General features: G+C 68.4%; 12 protein-coding genes. 8 read left to right on the top strand and 4 right to left on the bottom strand.

The features are described from left to right. Positions 1-2: 2 nt before the first annotated feature. Positions 3-653 carry a TetR/AcrR family transcriptional regulator gene (locus G3I17_RS14385; protein ID WP_164596519.1) on the bottom strand — a complete coding sequence of 217 codons (651 nt, stop codon included), beginning with the start codon at positions 651-653 and terminating at the stop codon, positions 3-5. A gap of 119 nt (positions 654-772) precedes the next feature. Here G3I17_RS14385 and G3I17_RS14380 point away from each other — a divergent pair, with 119 nt between their 5' ends. Next, on the top strand, positions 773-1,924 hold the full coding sequence (locus tag G3I17_RS14380; protein ID WP_164596518.1) for an alpha/beta hydrolase: 1,152 nt from the start codon (positions 773-775) through the stop codon (positions 1,922-1,924). Between the two features lie 5 nt (positions 1,925-1,929). Here G3I17_RS14380 and dapA read toward each other — a convergent pair whose 3' ends face one another. Then, positions 1,930-2,805, bottom strand: a complete 876-nt coding sequence (gene dapA, locus G3I17_RS14375) for a 4-hydroxy-tetrahydrodipicolinate synthase (RefSeq protein WP_164596517.1) — start codon at positions 2,803-2,805, stop codon at positions 1,930-1,932. A 73-nt stretch (positions 2,806-2,878) separates the two neighbouring features. Between dapA and G3I17_RS14370 the strand changes: the two genes are divergently transcribed. From G3I17_RS14370 to G3I17_RS14355, 4 genes are all read left to right on the top strand, one after another. Then, positions 2,879-3,799: a LysR family transcriptional regulator gene (locus tag G3I17_RS14370; RefSeq protein WP_164596516.1), complete on the top strand. Its 921-nt coding sequence runs from the start codon at positions 2,879-2,881 to the stop codon at positions 3,797-3,799. Positions 3,800-3,845: 46 nt separating this feature from the next. Next, positions 3,846-5,108 carry a hypothetical protein gene (locus G3I17_RS14365; protein ID WP_203590189.1) on the top strand — a complete coding sequence of 421 codons (1,263 nt, stop codon included), beginning with the start codon at positions 3,846-3,848 and terminating at the stop codon, positions 5,106-5,108. A gap of 88 nt (positions 5,109-5,196) precedes the next feature. Continuing rightward, positions 5,197-6,258 (top strand): cobalamin-independent methionine synthase II family protein, encoded by a 1,062-nt coding sequence (locus G3I17_RS14360; RefSeq protein WP_164596515.1) that lies wholly within the window; start codon positions 5,197-5,199, stop codon positions 6,256-6,258. A gap of 242 nt (positions 6,259-6,500) precedes the next feature. Then, a complete protein-coding gene (locus G3I17_RS14355) occupies positions 6,501-10,103 on the top strand; it encodes a S8 family serine peptidase (protein ID WP_343238302.1) in 3,603 nt (1,200 codons plus the stop codon). A gap of 89 nt (positions 10,104-10,192) precedes the next feature. Here G3I17_RS14355 and G3I17_RS14350 read toward each other — a convergent pair whose 3' ends face one another. Both G3I17_RS14350 and G3I17_RS14345 read right to left on the bottom strand, forming a co-directional pair. Beyond that, the gene (locus tag G3I17_RS14350; protein WP_164596513.1) at positions 10,193-10,861 is read right to left on the bottom strand and encodes a TrkA family potassium uptake protein; all 669 of its coding nucleotides are present in this window, start codon (positions 10,859-10,861) and stop codon (positions 10,193-10,195) included. After that, positions 10,861-11,523 (bottom strand): TrkA family potassium uptake protein, encoded by a 663-nt coding sequence (locus tag G3I17_RS14345; RefSeq protein WP_164596512.1) that lies wholly within the window; start codon positions 11,521-11,523, stop codon positions 10,861-10,863. Before G3I17_RS14345 ends, G3I17_RS14350 begins: the two co-directional genes overlap by 1 nt. Positions 11,524-11,618: 95 nt before the next feature. On the opposite strand from G3I17_RS14345, the gene G3I17_RS14340 reads away from it, so the two are divergent. From G3I17_RS14340 to G3I17_RS14330, 3 genes are all read left to right on the top strand, one after another. Then, positions 11,619-13,646, top strand: a complete 2,028-nt coding sequence (locus tag G3I17_RS14340; protein WP_164596511.1) for an APC family permease — start codon at positions 11,619-11,621, stop codon at positions 13,644-13,646. Beyond that, a complete protein-coding gene (locus G3I17_RS14335; protein WP_164596510.1) occupies positions 13,643-14,830 on the top strand; it encodes a TRAM domain-containing protein in 1,188 nt (395 codons plus the stop codon). Before G3I17_RS14340 ends, G3I17_RS14335 begins: the two co-directional genes overlap by 4 nt. Before the next feature lie 75 nt (positions 14,831-14,905). Continuing rightward, positions 14,906-19,615 (top strand): hypothetical protein, encoded by a 4,710-nt coding sequence (locus G3I17_RS14330; RefSeq protein ID WP_164596509.1) that lies wholly within the window; start codon positions 14,906-14,908, stop codon positions 19,613-19,615. Positions 19,616-19,618: the final 3 nt, after the last annotated feature.

Here is a 19,618-nt window from a genome sequence, read left to right as displayed (position 1 = left end):
GCTCATCCTTGCGGCAGGCTAAGGGTTTCCGAAGGTGGTTGGCCGTCGGGGAACAGCGCGACGGGGAGTGTGGTGCCGTCGGCCCCGCCGATCCGCATGCCGTCCAGCATCAGGTGCAGGTACCGCCGCCACAGGTCGGGATGCCCGGTGTGATCGGTGATGGTGGCGACCATCAGCTGGATCATCGGCAGGTCCCAGCCCTCGACGTCGGTGCGTAGTACCCCTTGGTCCTTGGCTCGCTGGATCATCGCGTCGACCGTCGGCTTGATCCGCTCGGCGACGAGCTCCTGGCGTCGCCGGCCCCGCCCGGTGCCCAGCATGATGTCGCGCAGTCCGCGGTCGAAGGTCTGCAGTTCGCACACCCGCTCCAGGCTGGTACTCAGGCCTCGCCAGGCGTCCGGGTCTTCAGCGGCTTCCACCGCCATCGCCGCGACCTTGGCGATCATGTCCTCGAAGAGTGCGTCGATCAGTGCGTCCCGGTTGGCGAACCGTCGGTAGGCGGTTCCGATCCCGACCCCGGCGTGCCTGGCCACATCCTCGAGGGTGGCGCTGAGTCCGCGGTCCCGGAAGACCTCGTGGGCGGCAGCCAGCAGCCGCTGGCGATTGAGCTCGGCATCGCGCCTGAGCGGCGGCTGCCCGGCGGGCGTTTCCATCCTCGTCCTTCCTCTTCCACTCACCGGAAACATAACTGGAGGGTGAGGCTCCAGTTGATGCTAACATCCGGCAAGTGGAGGATATGCCTCCAGTTCGATCGAGTGACGGAGACGATGAGATGACCCTGAGGCCCAGAGGTGCGGTAGTCCTGGCGGTGACGGTGGTGGGTTGCTTGATGCTGGCCGCCTGTTCGTCGGAGACGGAGAGCGATGCCGGGGGATCGGCTACGACGCCGACCGCTGTGGCGTGCCCGGCAAGTCCCCAGCCGGCCGCGGCGGCGGCACCCAAGGGTGCAGCTCCGGTCAGCCTGACGTTCGCCAAGACCATCAAGCCGGGCGATACGAGCACCAGCGCGGTCATCGCCCCCACGGGCGCGCAGATCGAGTGCGGCAAGACCAAGGTCACCGCCCACGACGACATCGTCTACTCGGCGCCGACGGTCAACGGGAAGAAGACCGAACTCAAGCTCGACCTCCAGATCCCCGACACGGCGGGCAAGAAGCCGCTGGTCGTCTACCTTCCCGGAGGTGGGTTCGTGCTGTCCCAGAAGACGGCGAACCTCGATCAACGCACCTATGTCGCCGAGCAGGGCTATGTGGTGGCGAGCATCGAGTACAGGACCATCGGCCAGGGAGCGACGTACAAGACGGGCCCCGCTGATGTGAAGTCAGCGGTGCGCTATCTGCGCGCGCACGCCGACGAGTACGGCATCGATACCGGTGAGGTCGCGGTGTGGGGCCAATCGGCCGGCGGCTACCTCGCGGCGATGACTGGCGCCACCAACGGCGACAAGCAGTTCGACGTCGGCGACAATCTTGATCAGAGCAGCGACGTCCAAGGCGTCGTGAACGAGTTCGGCGCGTCCGACCTCTCGAAGATCGCGGCGGACTTCGACCAGGCCGCGCAGAACGCGAACTATGCCCCGGGCAATTCCCTGGCCACGTGGGTCTACGGCCCCGGCACCAAGAAGTCCGTCAAGAACCCTTCGGCGGAGATCACGGCGGCCAACCCGATCAGCTATCTCTCGGGCAAGACGCCGCCGTTCTTGTCGCTGCACGGCAGCGCGGACCGGTTGATCTCGCCGAGTCAGACTCTGCTGCTCCACAACGCGTTGCGGAGTAAGGGGATCGACAGCACCAGGTATGTGCTGACCGGTGCGGATCATGGCGATCTGTCCTTCACCGGCGACACCGCGGCCGGCAAGCCCTGGGGTACGCAAGAGACCATGAATCACATCGTCGACTTCCTGGCCCAGCACCTGGCCGCCTGACGGGCTCAACTGGTCGGCGGCTCACCCGGGAGGTGTGGTGGCGGGGACTCGAGGAGGGGGAGGCGTGGGGTTGCGTGGGGGATGACGCCGAGTTCGGCCAGGGCTGCCTTGGTCATCGTTGCGCCTTGGGAGGTGCCTGTCAGGGCGGCTGTCGAAGGGATCAGTGAGCGGTGGATCGACCTTGCCGTGTCGAGGTCGCCGGTGTGGATGGCGTGGATGAGAGCGGCGTTGTGGTCGGCGTAGAGGTTGCCGATCACGCTGACCACGCCCGTGGCGCCGGCGGCCAGGTACGGGAGGTTCAGGTCGTCTATGCCGCAGTAGTAGGCGAGTGAGGTACCGGCCATGACGGTCATTGCCTCGGCGAGGTCACCTTTGGCGTCTTTGACCGCTCGGATTCTCGGGTGGGTGGCCAGTTCGATCAGGGTGGCTGGGTCCATGGCGAGGCCTGTGCGGTGGGGGACGTCGTACAGCATCACCGGGAGGTCGGTGGCGTCGGCGACTGCCAGGCAGTGGGCTATCACGCCGGCCTGGGTTGGCTTGGAGTAGTACGGGGTCACTAGCAGGAGGGCGTCTGCGCCGGCTGCTTCGGCCTCTTGCGCGCGGCGGATGCTGGCGGCTGTGTCGTACGTGCCGACGCCGGCGATGACTCGGGCTCGGCCGCTGGCTCGCGTTGCTACCGTGCGGATGAGGTAGATGGTCTCGGCGTCGGCCAGGGTGGGGGACTCGCCGGTGGTTCCGGCGACGACGAGGCCGTCGCAGCCGGTGGCGAGGAGTTGGTCGACGAGGCTGGTGACGCCTGGGTCGCTGATCGAGCCGTCGGGGTTCATCGGGGTCACCATGGCGACGAGGTTGATGCCGAAGAGCTGGGCCGCAGAGGTCATGGGTTGAGCCTGTCTTGGCGCCATAGGTCAGGTCCAGCGATGGTTTTTACCTGGTATTGCTTAGCCTGACTGCATGATTGAGGTCGGTGCATTGCGAGCGTTGCGGTCGGTGGCTGCTCTTGGGACGTTGGCGCGGGCGGCCGAGGAGCTCGGGTTCACGGCCTCGGCGGTGTCGCAGCAGCTCAAGCGGCTGGAGCGCCAGGTAGGAGTACCGGTACTTGCGCCGGCTGGACGTGGAGTCGTGCTCACGCCGGCCGGGCAGGCCATCGTCGACTCGGCGCCGGAGGTGTTCCAGGCGCTGGAGCGCTGCGCCGAAGCGGCCCAGTCGGTCTCGCAGGGCGCTCCACGCGGCGTACTGCGTGTCGTCGCCTTCTCGACCGCCATCCGCGGACTGGTCGCGCCGACCTTGGGCCGGCTGGCGACGAGCTGTCCCGACCTGGTCGTGCAGATCACCGAGCAGGATCCGGACCAAGCACTTCACAGCGTCGACGCCGGTACTGCGGACCTCGCGCTCGTCCACGACGCGGATGGGCTGCCTGCTCCGCTTCCGCCGTCCCTGACCCAACGCCGCGTGCACACCGATGTCGGCGACGTCGTCATGAGCAGCACGCATCCACTGGCGCGCCTCGACGAACCGCTGGCCGCCGCGGATCTCGCCGGCCGGGCGTGGGTGACCAGCCCGCCCGGCACGGTCTGTCACCAAGGGTTCCGGCGACTGCTGGCCGAGGTGCCCGAAGACCGGAGCGGTGAGGCGGTGGCAATTCGCCATCTGGTCGACGACTTCGCCACTCAACTCGCCTTGGTGGCCGCGGGCGACGTGATCGCGCTGCTCCCGCGCCTTGCTCGCCCGCCCTTGGGTGACGGACTCGTCTCGCGGCAACTCGCGCGCCGGCCGACGCGCGAAGTACAGGCTGCTTGGCGGCGGAGCGCTGACGCCAGCCCGGCGATCCAGGCGATGCTGACGGAACTCACCCCGGGGTCACCCGCGTCATAGGGAACAATCGAGCCCCGCGGGCAGGCCGCGAACCAAGGGGGAGTACGTGAATCAGACCGCTGTGATCATCCTGGTGATCGCCGGTATCGGTGTCGCCATCGGTCTTTTCTTGGTCGTGCGGCGTGGGCGGTACATCAAGTCGTTGACGGATCGCGGGTGGACGTTCAACGGCAGCCCCACGTTCGACACCGTGGCGAGACTCGCCAGCCCGCCGTTCGGGCTCGGCTTCCGCCGGGATCCGGATGACCAGATCACCGGCTCGACCAGCTCGGGCCGGCCGTTCCAGGTGATCGAGTACAAGTCCGAGCAGTGGTCGGGCTGGGTCGGGATGGTCACGCTGTCCCGCCGGCTCCCTGAGCTGTGGGTCTTCGGCGGTCAGGCGCGGCCCCGGTACGGCGTCGAAGCGACGAAGGTGCCGGTGCCCGCGCAACTCGGTCAGGGTTGGCAGATCGGCGCGCTCGACCCGGCGTACGCCGCGGAGGTCCTGAGCCCGCAAGTGTGCGAGCGGCTGGGCGCCGGACCGCTGAACCTGAGCCTCGGCATCGACGGTGACCAGCTGGTGGTGCTGGACCCGCCGCGCAAGGACGCCGAGCTGATGGCCCAATGGCTGGAGCAGCTCGCCGCCATCGCCGCGGCGATCGACGCGACCCCGCTGGACCGCTGGATCCAACCGGAGCAGCCGCCGCGGCTGTCCTTCTACCACCACCCGGACTGGCACTGGATCGGCGTCGACGACAGCCTGCTGCAGACCATGCCGGTGACCAGGTCCGGCCACGATCACAGCACCAGCGACGTCATCCGCGGTCGCGATGGGGACGGCCCGCCGTTCGTCGCCTTCACCCACGAGTGGAAGACGACGCGCACCGAGACCTACACCGACAGCGAGGGTCGCAGCCAGACCCGGCGGGTGGTCGAGAACCACAGCGAGTCGATCCTCGGATTCCAGTTGCCGACCCGGATGCCGTCGCTGCAGGTCGGGCAGCGCGGATTCGGCCACGGCATCAGCTTCGAGAGTGGCGCGTTCAACGACGCGTTCAAGGTTCGCGCGGACGACACCAAGTTCGCGTACGACGTGATCCACCCGCGCCAGATGGAATACCTGATGGCCAACCCGCCGGCGGCCTTCAAGATCGTCGACGACTGGGCCTGGTTCGAACCAGGCGAGCACAGCCATCAGGTAATCGCCCACAACTCCCTGATCCTCGGCGGCTTCCTGGCCCGCATCCCGCGCTTCGTCTGGCGCAACCTGGGCCTCCCCGATGCGCCGTACGGCGGCGAAAAAGTGAGCACGCTCGGAGGTGGTGACTGACCCGGGCCGCATGGATACTGGCCGTGACCGCCGCGGCCGCGCCTTCCGCCGTGCCGCTGACTGTGGAAAAACGCTGGAGGAGCAAGGGATGACCATTCCCACCGAACCGATCGGCAGCATTCCCCGTCCGGACTACCTCATCGCAGGCATGGTGGCCCACGCCGCCGGCGAGATCGACACCGACCGGCTCACCGAACTGCAGGACCAGGCCCTCACCGACACGATCAGCAGGTTCGAGGAGACCGGCTCGCCGGTGCTCACCGACGGCGAACAGACCAAGCCGAGCTTCGCCACCTACCCGCTGGCCGGGCTGACCGACCTCGCCGCGGACGGCGTGGTCATCCCCTTCGCGGACGGGCACACCCGGCAGCTGCCGCGGCTCACGGCCGGCCCGTTCCGGTACGCGGTTCACGCCGATGAGTACCTCCGCCGCGCGAAGCAGCTCACCGCTTTGCCGGTCAAGCAGGCGGTCATCGCCGCGTCGGCCGTCGGGCTGATCTACCCCGGTGACGGGATCGACGGATACTCCCAGGAGCAGTTCCTGGCCGACCTCGTGGACGCGGCCGAGGCCGACATCCGCCGGAGCCTGGACGCCGGCGCCGACAGCGTGCAGCTCGACTTCACCGAGGGCCGGCTGTCGCTGAAGCTCGACCCGTCCGGCGGGCTGCTGAAGTCCTTCGTGGAGCTGAACAACAGGGTCCTCGACCGGTTCTCGGACGAGGAGCGAACCAAGATCGGGGTGCACACGTGCCCCGGTGGCGACCAGGACTCGGTGCACAGCCTCGACGTCGACTACGCGGGACTGCTGCCGACCCTGTTCGAACTGCACGCCGGCCGGTTCTACGTGCAGCTCGCCAGTGAGGCCGAGCCGCGCAAGGCGCTGGCGACGATCGCGGAGTACTCCCGGCCGGATCAGCGGGTCTTCGTCGGGGTGATCGACCCGATCGACCCGCGCGTCGAGACCGCCGAGGAAGTCCGGGACCGGGTGCTGCTGGCTGCCGAGTACCTGCCCGCCGACCGGCTCGGCACCTGCGACGACTGTGGCTTCTCGCCGTTCGCCGACGACACGTCGACCTCGCGTGACATCGCCTTCGCCAAGATCGCCGCCCGCGTCGAAGGAACCCGCCTGGCCGCGGACGCCCTGGGCTGATCGACCTTCCGCAAGGGCCCTCACCGGGAGCGATCTGGTGAGGGTCCTTTCGCGGCACTGGCCGCCGCACTTACTTTCCGGGGTGTCGCAAACGTGACACGGCGGGTTGTGGCCAACTGAATCGGTTAACCCGGGTGGATTCGCGGGCCTACGATCTGGCGACTTGTTCGTAGACCCTCTGTGAGGCATCTGTGACTCCACGCCCTGGCCGCGGTCGAAGACTGCCGGTCCTTTCGGTAGCGGTGCTGGCCGCTGCCACCTCCCTGACCGGTGGCATCGCCGCCGCGTCACCACCCACCACTCCAGCCGCCGCGTACGTCGTACCGGTGGCCGGGCAGGCTGCGAAGTCCGTCACCTTGGTCACTGGGGACCTGGTCAAGGTGACCACCGGGGCCGACGGGAAGAAGAACTATCTCGTCACCGCGCCGGATGGCCGGCTCGTCGACCATGACGTGCGGGTCAACGGGAAGGACACTTATGTCTACCCCCGATCCGCCGCCCGCTTCCTCGCGGCGAAGTTGCTCGACGAGGATCTGTTCAACGTCACCAGACTGCTGGCCGACGGGTACGACGACGGCGGGCTTCCGCTGATCGTGACCTACACCGATGCCGCGGCGAAGGCGCGCACGCAGGCTGTCCCGGCCGGTGCCCGCAAGCAGAGCACGCTCAGCAGCATCCAGGGCGCCGCGCTGACCGCCGACCGGCCCGCTGACTTCTGGCGCTCGCTGACCGCGGGCAGCACGGCACGATCGAAGGCAGCATTCGCGGCCGGCATCAAGAAGGTCTGGCTGGACGGCAAGTTCAAGGCCGACCTGGCAGACAGTACTGCGCAGATCGGCGCGCCTGAAGTCTGGCGTGGCGGCAACACCGGCGAAGGCGTCGATGTCGCGGTACTGGACACCGGCATCGATCTCGAGCACCCCGACCTCGACGACCGGGTGGCCGCCTCGACCAGCTTCGTGCCCGGCCTCGACGTGACCGACCGGCAAGGCCACGGCACCCACGTCGCGTCGACCATCGCCGGTACCGGGGACGCCTCGGACGGCAAGGAACGGGGCGTCGCGCCGGGCGCCCGGCTGCACGTCGGCAAGGTGCTCGACAACGAGGGGAGTGGCCAGGAGTCCTGGATCATCGCCGGGATGGAGTGGGCCGCTCGCGACCAGCACGCCAAGGTCGTCAGCATGAGCCTCGGTGGCGGGCCGACCGACGGTACCGATCCGATCAGCCAGTCGCTCAACGAGCTCTCCGCCGAGACCGGCGCCCTCTTCACTGTTGCCGCGGGCAACTATGGCCCGGGTTACTACACCGCCACCGCGCCGGGGATCGCTGAGGCGGCACTGACCGTCGGCGCGGTCGACGGTGCCGACAAGCTCGCCGACTTCTCGAGCTGGGGCCCGCGGGTCGCCGACGGCGGGCTCAAGCCGGACATCACCGCGCCCGGCGTCGACATCCTCGCCGCCCGTTCGCAGTACGCGGCGGGAGGCAGCGGTTCGTACCAGCTGATGAGCGGTACCTCGATGGCGACACCACACGTCGCCGGAGCGGTCGCGCTGCTCGCCGCGCAGCACCCGGACTGGACTGGGCAGCAGCTCAAGAGCGCGATCGTCAGCACCGCGAAGCCGACGCCCGCCTACAACCCTTACCAGGGTGGCAATGGGCGGCTGGACATTGCCGCGACGAGCAAGGCGACCGTCTTCGCCACGTCGAGCGCATACTCCGGCCACTACGACTGGCCGGTTGCCCCCGGCAAGGTTGTGGATCACGACGTGACCTACACCAACACCGGTGACGCGCCCGTCGTGCTCAACCTGACCACGCAGGTCGCGGACGCGCCGGCTGGTCTATTCACGCTCTCGACCCCGACGGTCACAGTGCCTGCGCACGGGACCGCTACCGTCACCCTGACGGCGAAGGTGGACGTCGCGCCGGTCGACCGGCAACTGTCCGGCCAGTTGATCGCGAAGAAGGCCGACGGCGCCCAGCTCAGCACTATGATCGGCATCGGCCGTGAAGGCGAGCGCTACGAGCTCACCTTGAACGCCAAGGACCGCAGCGGCCGCCCGCTCAGTGGCGACGCGATCCTGATCGGCGGTACCAGCTATGGACAGTTCATCGTCGAGGAGGGCGGTACTTCACTCCGCCTGCCGCCTGGCGACTACACCACCTGGCTGACCACCGATGTGGAGGGCGTCAACGGCCCGTCGTCGCGCGGGCTCGCAGTACTGACCCTGCTCGACATCCACCTCGACAAGGACCGCACGGTGACGTACGACGCCCGCAAGGCGCGGCAGCTCAAGGTGGCGTCTCCGCAGGCGACCACGCTCGGCGAAGTAAGGGTGAACAACTATCGGGACTTCGGGCGAGACGTCTTCTCGGTGGGGTCGTCGCGCTGGCCGGATGCCAGCTACGACAGCGTTTGGGAGCTGCCCACGGGCAAGGCGACCAGCGGGACGTTCACGACCGGCGCCCGGTGGCGGTTGGAGCAGCCTGCGTTGACGATCAGCTCGTCGACCCAGACCTACGAAGACCTCCTGGTACGCCGGGGTGCCACGCCGCTGTCGAAGGGTAAGCACCAGCTCGAGGCTGTACTCGCCGACGCGAAGGACCAGCGGGGCAAGGCGGTCGTCGTACGGAACGACGGAACGCTGGAGGAGCAGGCCGATGCCGCCGCGGCGGCGGGCGCGAAACTCCTCGTCGTGGTCAACGACGGCGTGGGCAAGCTGGCGCCTTGGGTCGACTCGATCTACTGGACGAAGCCGGCGCCGATCACGATCGCGACCCTCACGCATGACGAGGGCGAGGCGCTGATCACCCAGGTGGAGCACGGTCGAGGCAGCCTCACGGTCAACTCGAACCCGACGCTGGAGTACACCTACGACTTGTCGCAGTTCTGGGATCACCTGCCGGCCGACCCGTCGTACCGGGCGCGGACGGGTGACCTCGCGCGGCTCAACGTCTCCTACCGGAACTTCCGGCAGGGCACGGGGATCGAGAACCGCTTCGACGTCTGGAACGTCGACTGGGAGTCGGCGATGAACACGACCGGGATGCCGCTCGTGGCCGAGCGCGCGGACTACGTGATGGCCGGCGTGCCCTATCAGGCGAAGGCCGAGATCCTGCGCGAGACGCAACAAGCCGAGCCGGAGTGGACGACGTACCAGGCCGGGAGTCGGACCGATGTGCGGTGGTTCGGCCCGATCCAGCGGCCGCGGCTGAGCATGGCGCTCTCGCCGGTGCGGCTGAACGACGGGCTCGCAATGGTCGCGCCCGGCTGGAGCGACGGCGGCGGAAACCACATCGGCACAGCGTTCGGCAACTTCGACCTCACCCAGAAGCTGAGCCTGTACCAGGGCTCGACGCTGGTCGCCGAGGCCGATCGCGACCAGCTCAGCGTGTCGGGACTCAAGGCGGAAGCCCGCCCGTACCGGCTCGTCGTCGACAACACTCGGGGCGAGTACCCGAGCCCGTACTCGACCGCGACGCGGACCGAGTGGAGCTTCAACTCCGCGTCCACTGTTGACGCGTCGCCGGTGTCATTGATCCAGGTTGACTATGCGATCAACGTTGACACGACTGGACGCGCCGGCCGGCATGACGACCTGACCATCTCGCCCAAGTGGTCGGTCAGCTCCACGGCGGCCGGGCTGCGCACGCCTTCGCTCGACATCTCGTACGACGATGGCAAGACGTGGCAGCGGGCAGCACTTCGTAGTACCGCCGAGGGTTGGACCACCCGCCTCGACGGACCGCGCAACGCCGCCTTCGTCAGCCTCCGCACGCACGCGGAGGACGGCCAGGGCGCCGCGATCGACCAAACCATCACCAGGGCCTTCGGGCTCAAGTAGACAGGCCGCTGCCGGGCGGAGTAGCAGCTCCGCCCGGCAGCTTCACTTCTTGGCGCTGAAGGTTCAGTGGCCCGAGCCGACCGTCTGGGTTACCTGCGGTGGTGCGGGGAGAGCATGTTCTCGAGTTGTTCCTCGGTCTCGTCCGCTGCGACGAAGAGGAGTTCGTCGTTCAGTTCGAGGGTGCCTTCCGGATCCGGACGCAGGACGCGGCCTTCCCGGATGATCGTGACGAGGGCGGTGTCGACCGGCCAGTCGATGTCGCCGACGCGGAGGCCGATCATGGGGGAGTCCTCGGGCAGGGTCAGCTCGACCAGGTTGGCGTTGCCCTGGCGGAAGGTGAACAGGCGGACCAGGTCACCGACCGAGACCGCTTCCTCGACGAGTGCCGACATGATGCGCGGGGTCGAGACCGAGACGTCCACGCCCCAGGCCTCGTTGAACATCCACTCGTTGCGCGGGTGGTTGACCCGGGCAACGGTCCGCGGCACGCCGAACTCCGTCTTCGCCAGCAGCGACACGACCAGGTTGGTCTTGTCGTCGCCGGTGCTCGCGATCGCGACCTGGCAGCGCTGCAGAGCCGCCTCCTCCAGGGAGGACAGCTCGCAGGCGTCCGCCAGCAGCCACTCGGCGCGCGGTACGGATTCGGCCTTGATCGCCCGTGGGTCCTTGTCGATCAGCAGGACCTCGTGGCCGTTCTCCAGCAGTTCAGCGGCGATCGATCGCCCGACGTTGCCCGCGCCGGCGATGGCTACCCGCATCACAGCTCCTCGGGCTTGGTGCCTAGTTGGGACTCGATCGCGGCGGCATCGCGCTCCAGCATGACGACATGCACCAGGTCACCCTCCTGAATCACCGTGTCCGGTTTGGGCATCACGCCCTCGCCGAGCCGGGTCAGGAATGCGACCTTCGCGCCGGTGGCCTTCTCGATGTCCATCGCGAGCCGGCCGACCCAGCCGGAGTTCACGTGTACCTCGGCCAGCCGGACGGTACCGGACGGATCGCGCCACTCGGGCTCCGAACCGCTCGGCAGCAACCGCCTGATCATCTGATCGACGGTCCACTTCACCGTGCCGACGGTGGGGATGCCGAGCCGCTGGTAGACCTCGGCCCGGCCCGGGTCGTAGATCCGGGCGACGACGTTGCCGACACCGAAGTTCTCCCGGGCGACGCGCGCGGCCAGGATGTTGGAGTTGTCGCCGTTGGAGACCGCCGCGAACGCCTCGGCCTCCTCGATCCCGGCCTCGGTCAGCACATCGCGGTCGAAGCCCATCCCGGTCACGGTACGACCGGAGAAGTTGGGGCTCAGCCGGCGGAAAGAGTCGGCAGACTGGTCGATGATCGCGACTGTGTGGCCGCGTTTCTCCAGCGTCCGGGCGAGCGTCGACCCGACGCGGCCGCAGCCCATGATGACGACGTGCACTCCGTGATCACTCCTTGCCCCACTGGGGCCGCTGGCATCGGTCTCGGCAGGGATAGACGCTACACCGGACCGGTGCTGCCTCTAACATCACCGGTGTGACTCCCGCTCTAGGCGACATCGGCAAACGCATCCTCATCGGACGCAAGCTGCGCAGTACGCAGCTCGGCGAGACGCTGCTCCCGAAGAAGATCGCGCTCCCCGTGTTCGCCAGTGACGCTCTGTCATCGGTGGCCTACGCGCCGGACGAGATCTTCCTGACCCTCTCGCTGGCCGGTCTGGCGGCCTACTCGTTCTCCTGGAAGATCGGCCTGCTGGTCGCCTTCGTGATGCTGATCGTGGTCGCGTCGTACCGGCAGAACGTGCACGCATACCCGTCCGGCGGCGGTGACTACGAGGTCGCCACCGTGAACATCGGCCCGACCGCCGGACTGACGGTGGCCAGCGCGCTGATGGTCGACTACGTGCTGACCGTCGCGGTGTCGATCTCCTCCGGAGTGCAGAACGCGAAGTCCGCGCTGCCGTTCCTGGAGGGGCACGAAGTCCCGCTCGCGGTGGCGCTGGTACTGATCCTGACGGCATTGAACCTGCGCGGCGTGCGCGAGTCCGGCGCGCTGTTCGCGATCCCGACCTACATCTTCATGGCGGCCATCATCGGGATGGCGATCTGGGGCATCATCCGGCTCGGCGTCGGCAGCCTGCCGCTGGCCGACAGCGCCGGCATGGAGGTGAAGCCGGAGCCCGGACACGAGGCGTTCACCGGGTTCGCGGCGGCCTTCCTGCTGGCGCGGGCGTTCTCCTCCGGCTGTGCGGCGCTGACCGGTGTCGAGGCGATCAGCAACGGCGTCCCGGCGTTCCGTAAGCCGAAGAGCAAGAACGCCGCGACCACCTTGCTGCTGCTCGGCACCATCGCCGTGACGATGCTGATGAGCATTCTCTTCCTGGCGGACAAGATCAGGCTCCGGTACGCCGAGGATCCCGCGACCCAGTTGTTGCGCGACGGTCAGCCGGTCGGGGACAGCTACAGCCAGAAGACGGTGATCGCCCAGATCGGCGACTCGGTCTTCTCCAACTTCCCGCCCGGCTTCTACCTGGTGATCGGCGCGACCATGCTGATCCTGGTGCTGGCGGCGAACACGGCGTTCAACGGTTTCCCGGTGCTCGCCTCGATCCTGGCCAAGGACGGCTTCCTGCCCAAGCAGCTGCACACCCGCGGCGACCGGCTCGCCTACAGCAACGGCATCATCGTGCTGGCGTTGTGCGCGGTCGGCCTGATCATCGCCTTCGACGCCGAGGTCACCAAGCTGATCCAGCTCTACATCGTCGGGGTGTTCGTCTCCTTCACGCTCAGCCAGTTCGGCATGATCCGGCACTGGACGCGGCACCTGAAGAGCGAGACCGACGGCGGCAAGCGTCGGCAGATGATGCGGTCGCGGGTGATCAACGCGATCGGCCTGACGATGACCGGCATCGTGCTGGTCATCGTGCTGGTCACCAAATTCACCCACGGTGCTTACATCGCGATCATCGCGATGGCGGTGCTGTTCGTGATGATGAAGGGCATCCGCCGGCACTACGACACTGTCGGCCGGGAGATGGCGGTGGACCCCGACGACCAGCTGATGCTGCCGGCCCGGGTGCACTCGATCGTGCTCGTCTCCAAGCTCCACAAGCCGACCCTGCGGGCACTGGCCTTCGCCAAGGCGGCCCGGCCGTCCGTCCTCGAAGCTGTCACGGTCGACGTCGACAGGGAGGAGTCGGAGGCGCTGCAGGCCGAGTGGGAGGCGCGGGACATTCCGGTACCGCTCAAGCGGCTCGCGTCGCCGTACCGGGAGATCACTCGACCCATCGTGCAGTACGTTCGTGATATCCGGCGGCAATCGCCGCGGGACGTGGTCATGGTCTACATCCCTGAGTACGTCGTCGGGCACTGGTGGGAGCACATCCTGCACAACCAGAGCGCGCTGCGGCTCAAGGGCCGGCTCTTGTTCACGCCTGGTGTGATGGTCACGTCCGTTCCGTACCAGCTGATCTCGTCCCAGGCAGCTGAGGAGCGGCAGGACCGCGAGGAGCGTGTGGCCGGCCAAGTACGGCGCGGTGCGCGCAAGAGTTCAGGAGACCGGTGACGGCAGAGCAGATCGTCGGGACGCTACTGGAGCTGGAGGTAGGGCCGGTAGCTCACGGCGGGCACTGTGTCGCGCGCTACGAGGGCCAGGTGGTCTTCGTGCGGCACGCGCTACCAGGTGAGCTGGTGCATGCCCGCGTGACCGAGCAGACGACGAAGTACCTCCGTGCGGACGCAGTGCAGGTGCTGACGCCTTCCCCGCAGCGGATCGAGCCGCCCTGCCCGTTCGCCGGGCCCGGCCGGTGCGGCGGCTGCGACTTCCAGCACGCCAACATCGTCGAGCAGCGGCGGCTGAAGGCGACGGTGGTATCCGACACGCTGCGGCGGATCGGCGGCATCGAGCGGAACATCGTGGTGGAGTCACCCGGCGACGATGGCCTCGGCTGGCGCACCCGGATGCGGTACGCCGTCGTCGACGGCCGGCCAGGCATGTACGCGCACCGTACGCACGACCTGGTCCAGATCGACAAGTGCCTGATCGCACACCCGGGTACTCCGGACGTACTGCACGAGCAGTGGCCAGAGGCCTCGTCGGTGAAGGCAGTGGTGTCGTCGGAGGGCAAGTCGGCCGTACTGACCGATGACAACTCCGGTGGTCGAGTAGTGGAGGTCGTGCGGAACCGACGCTTCCGGGTGGAGGCCAATGGGTTCTGGCAGGCGCACCCGGACGCTCCCGAGACGCTGGTGGACGCAGTACTGGCCGGGTTGGAGCCACGCGACGGTGAGACGGCGCTGGACCTCTACTCCGGAGTGGGGCTGTTTGCTGCGTTCCTGGCCCAAGCTGGGTGCGCAGTACTGGCTGTGGAGGGCAGCAAAGACGCCGTGAAGAACGCCCGGCGGAACCTGCACGACCTGCCAGAGGTGACGCTCGAGGCCGGGGACGTGGCCAAGGTGCTCAACAACGCGGCCGGGCAGGGGTTGGAGTCGGTCGACCTGGTCGTGCTCGACCCGCCACGGACGGGGGCGGGGCAGGACGTCGTACGGCGGATCGCGGCGCTCTCGCCTCGCAAAATCGCCTACGTCGCGTGCGACCCGGCGGCGCTGGCGCGGGACCTCAAGACGTTCGGCGGACTCGGGTACGGGGTGAGCTCGTTGCGGGCGTTCGATTTGTTCGGGATGACGCATCACATAGAGTGCGTGGCTGTGCTCGAACCGCGACCCGAGCTGGGCGCCGGAGTGGCCTAGCTGGGATGGGCGGTGTCGGGTACCGTTCTGGCCTGGATTGGACTGGCCCTGGATTGGCACTGAGCAGGAGACCCGATGCCGCTCGTCGACCTGGACGACCCGGAGGAGTTGCGCGCCCGCTGGAGCGCCCTCGCCGCGGTCGCCCATGCCACCGGCTACGACCGGCGCTGGTACGCCGACGAGAACGGCTGGTACCACCAGGACGAGACCGGCAGCGACCTGCGGATGCAGCGGCTCGAGGGCGGGCGGGCGGTGCTGTTCGGATTCCACACGCAGCACACCCAGACGGCCGAGGCGGAGCTGCTCGCCGGGGCGCCGGAGTGGATCGGCCAGCCGGAGGTCAAGCGGCGGATCGCGGCGGGGGAGCTGGGGTTCGTCTACGGCAGCTTCAACGGGACGTGGGCGCGCGCGTCGTACCCGGGCGACCCGTGGCAGCCGCTGGACGACGGCTTCCTCCCGATCGGCGAGTGGATCACCTCCGACGAGGAGGCCGCCCGGGAAATGATCGAGTGGGCGGCGGAGTGGGCCGACTATCTCGGCGGGCTCGATGAGCTGCTGCCGGTTGGCGTCCGGTTGATCCGTACGGCGGCGAGCACCGGCCTCACGCAGGAGTCGCTGCTGGAGCTCTTCGACCGGCTGGGGATCGGACCGCAATCCCCACAACAACCGGACCTACGAGCTGCCCTGTCCGCCGCATCCCAATTCAACGGCACCGCCCCAAGCCAATCCACGCCGACCACCCGCGCGTCCGCACCCACTCGCACACCCGCACCTGCCGCAGCCCCCGTGCCTTCTGCACGCCCCGCACCGCCTGCTCCGGCACCCGCTGCGCCAGCTGGCCCTGCGCTGGTTGTACCGGTGGCGCCGGCAGCCGCTGCGGAACTGCCAGTCGATGAAGCAGACGACGAAGAGTCCTTCATCGTCCCGCCGGGCATCAGCCCGTTCACCGGCCAGCCGATCGGCGACGACGCCAACCTGATCATCGGCGGCTCCGAGCCCTACACCTCCGAACCACCCTTCACCCCCGAGCCTCCGCCGGCCCCCGAACGGCCGTTCACTCCCGAACCACCGCTGACTCCCGAACCCCCGTTCCGCCCCGACTCACCCTTCGCCCCCGAGCCACGGCCGTACGCACCAGAGCCTCCGTACAGGCCGGAGCCCGACGCGGACCCGCCGTACCAGCCGGAAGACGCCGGAGACCAGCACGACGCCTATGGCGTCGTCGCCAAGAAGCCCCGCCTCTTCCGCCGCCGCAAACACGACGACCCCACCCCACCCTCTCCAGTCGGTTCTGCCCCCGCAGAAGCCCCGCAGCCCACCACCAACTGGTCCAAAGCCGCGCCCTACACCCCGTCATCGACGCCCGACCGCCGACCGCCCTACGCCGACTACCCCACAGACGGCCGCGCCATCGCACCGCCCTACGCCGACTACTCCACAGTCGGCCGCGCCACCACACCGCCCTACACCGACCAGCCAGGCGCCGACCGCCCCGCGGGAGCGTCGTACGGGCAGCAGCCGACGGACGGGCGCTCCGCTCCGGTGCCGTACACCGAGCCGGCCACTGTGGCGCCGTACGTCTCGCGGGACCAGGCCGACGCCTCTGCTCCATCCGTCGAGCGTCCGATGCCGTCCTCCGAACCGCCGCGCGTCGGCGGCCCGGTGGACGACGGCGAGGATTTCTACGCGAGCCTGTTCGCAGACGCCCCGGCGGCCGCGACCTACGTACCGGATGTCATCCGAGACACCCCCGCCGCGCCAGACTCCTGGTCTGCCGACGACGCAACAAGCGAGTTCATCGCAGTAACGGACACCCCAGCCGCAGCCGACCCGGCCCCGGCCGTCTCCGCCTCCGACGACACGGGCGTCATCCCCCCGATCCCCAGCGACGAGATCGCCCCCCAAAACCACTTCTACACATCGACGACAGACACCGATGCGAGGCAGCCGACCTCCAGCGGCCCTGACCAAGACGCAGAGGCCCGCCGAGAAGCCTTCGATGCACCCGAGCAAGACGCGCAGGCGCGCCCGGACAGCCTCGCTGGTACCGGGCAAGGCGCGGAGGTCCACCGGGAGACCCTCGGCGGTCCTGGGGATGCCGCGGAGACGCGTCGGGACAACTTCAGCGCCCCCGCCGGAGGGGCGGATTTCCTCCGGGACACTTTCGGCAGTCCGGCGGACGACGTGGACGTACACCGGAATGTCGGCGGCACGAGCGTGGAACCCCTCGGGACACGCCCGGAGCCTTCGACCGCAACCGAAAGAATCGCTGAAGCCGAGGCGCGCCGACAGCCGTTTGCCCCAACCACGGAGAACGCCGAGGTGCGGCAGGACGCCCTCGGACAACCTCCAGAAGGCATCCAGGGCCAGCCTCACGCGTCGGACACAACCGCCGAAAACGCAGAGCTGAATCGGAATGCCCTCGGCACCCCCGCGGACCCCTTCGAAGCTCGCCAGGAGCCGTCCGGCTCGGCCGCGGGAAACTTCGAGACCGGGTCTCGCCAGGACGCCCTCGGCACACCGATGGATGCCCTCGGAGCGCGCCAGCAGCCCCTCGCCCCAACCGCTGAGAACGCCGCGGCGGACCAGGACACTTTCGACGGCACGGCAGCCGGTTTCGAGCCAGACCGAGAGTCTGCCGAGTCAACCCCAGAGTCCTTCGAGGCAGGCCGAGAGTCTGCTGAGTCAACCCCAGGGTCCTTCGAGGCGGGTCGGGGGTCTGTTGAAGCGGGCGCATGGTCCATTGAGTCCGATCGAAGGTCTGAAGCGATCGCGGAGTACGAGGCGGTCGTGGAGGCGGAGCCGGAGGCGGCTCCAGAGCCTCCGGCCGCTCCGGCGCAGCGGGAGTGGATCGGCGGCGCCTGGATCAACGGCGTGTGGATTGAAGACGTAGCCGCCTACCTCGCAGCCCAGAACGCAGCTGGCCCCGCCAAGTCCGTCCCTGCCCAATCCCAGCCCGCAGAAGATCTGACCGCAGCCCAGCCCGAGGAGCCACCGACCGAGGAACGCATCCTCGACGTCAGCGAGCTGCCCACCGAAGAGCCGCCTACGGAAGAGCACGTTCTCGGGCTCAACCGGCTGGGACAGCCCGCCGAGGAACCGCCCACCGAGGAGCGGGTTCTTGGCGGCAACCAGTACGGGCAGCCCGCCGGGGAGCCGCCGATCGAGGAGCGGGTTCTTGGCGTCGATGAGTACGCGCTGTCCGCTGGGGAGTCGCCCGCTGTAGGTGGAGTTCGCGGGGGCGGCGGGCCTGGGCAGTCCGTCGAAGAGCCGCCGACGGAAGAACATGTCCTCGATCTGGCCGAGTTCGAGGAACGCGAGGAGCCGCTGACCGACGCGCGGGTGCTAGGGCACGCGGCTGAGCGGATCGGCGGATCGCAGGCTGGAGAGCAACTCGGCGGATTACCGGTCGAGGACCAGCTCGTCGGAGTACCAGCCGAGGATCAGGTGCTCGGGCTGCCGGGCGGGGATGTGCTTGGCGAGCAAGCGGCTGCTGAGGCATCGCCTGATGCTGGCGGTGAGCCGGTGGTTGTTGGGCATCAGGCTCAGGTTGAGGATGAGGCTCCGACGGCCGAGATTGCCGCGATTACTGAGCAGGATCTCGAGGACGAGTACTACGCCAGCGGCAGCACGCCGTTCGCTCCACCGGCCCGGGACATTCCGCCGAACGGGTTCAGCAGTCTCGAACCGCTTGGTGATCTCGACTACCGGATGGCCGACGAGGAGTTCCACGACGAGATCCTCGGTGGCGCCGACTGGACGGCCGACCAGCTAGGCGAGCCGCGGGAACCGGCAGCTGTCGACGTCACTGCTCAGTTCGCTCCGGTTCAGGACACCGAGCAGGCTGACGCCCAATCCCAGGACGGCGAGTCCAAGGAAGGCGATCAGGCTCCGGGAGCATCCGCCGAAGTAGCAGGCGAAGCACCAGCCGGAGCCGAGCACCAACTACCCGCCGACGCGCAACACCAAGAGCCAGCCGAAGCGCAACACCAAGAACCCGCGGACGCGCAGCACCAAGAGCCCGCGGACGCGCAACCTGAGGAACTCCCCGACGCTCGGTCCCAGCAGCTCGCTGGAGCAGTGGGCGGAGTACAGGCTGAGGCGTTGCGGGAAGCTGAAGCGCAGCGCGAAGTACGAGCCGGAGTATCCGCCGAAGAACCGCCGGCGGAGGCTCGCCCGGTAGAGGCTGAAGGTCAGGTTGAGGCTTCGGTTGCTGAGCGGCCGGAGAAATTGGTGGTGCCGGACGAGGGTGGCGGGTCGGTGGCCATCCCCGGTCTCGGGGTTGTCGACAGCCCGCGCGTCGAGACGCCTCCTGGTTCGATCGAGGAGGCTATGCGCGCCGAGGTCGAGCGCCCCCGCCCCCGACCCAAGGAGTCGGACGCGTTCAAGGCTGTTCGCGACTGGTGCCGTGCCCGCACCAAAGTCGTACCGTCCGGCTTCACCATCCAGGTGCAGGTGCTCGACCCGGCGGCGCCCAGCTACCGGTTCGATCTGGAGCCGCCCGAGGTCGACGACCCGCAGTACGGGTCCGAGCGACTCAGTGAACTCCTCGGCGACCTCTGGATCGCGGAGTCGCAAGGCGAGCAAGGCGGCTGGCTCTTCGCGCGGCTCGACGCGGCCGGCCGGACGCTGCGGATCGACCGCTGGTACGACAGCGTGCCCGACTGGTGGGACAACCCGATCGAGTCGCGGCTGGACGTCAACGGGCTGGTCCGGCGGCTGAACGGGCGCGGTCCCGACTGGCAACCGTCCTACCTGGAGAAGCTCTACATCAGCGCGAGATAGCGT

The sequence above is a fragment of the Streptomyces sp. SID13031 genome, from assembly GCF_010548305.1.
Taxonomy (GTDB): domain Bacteria; phylum Actinomycetota; class Actinomycetes; order Propionibacteriales; family Kribbellaceae; genus Kribbella.
This window is presented reverse-complemented; position numbering and strand designations above follow the sequence as displayed.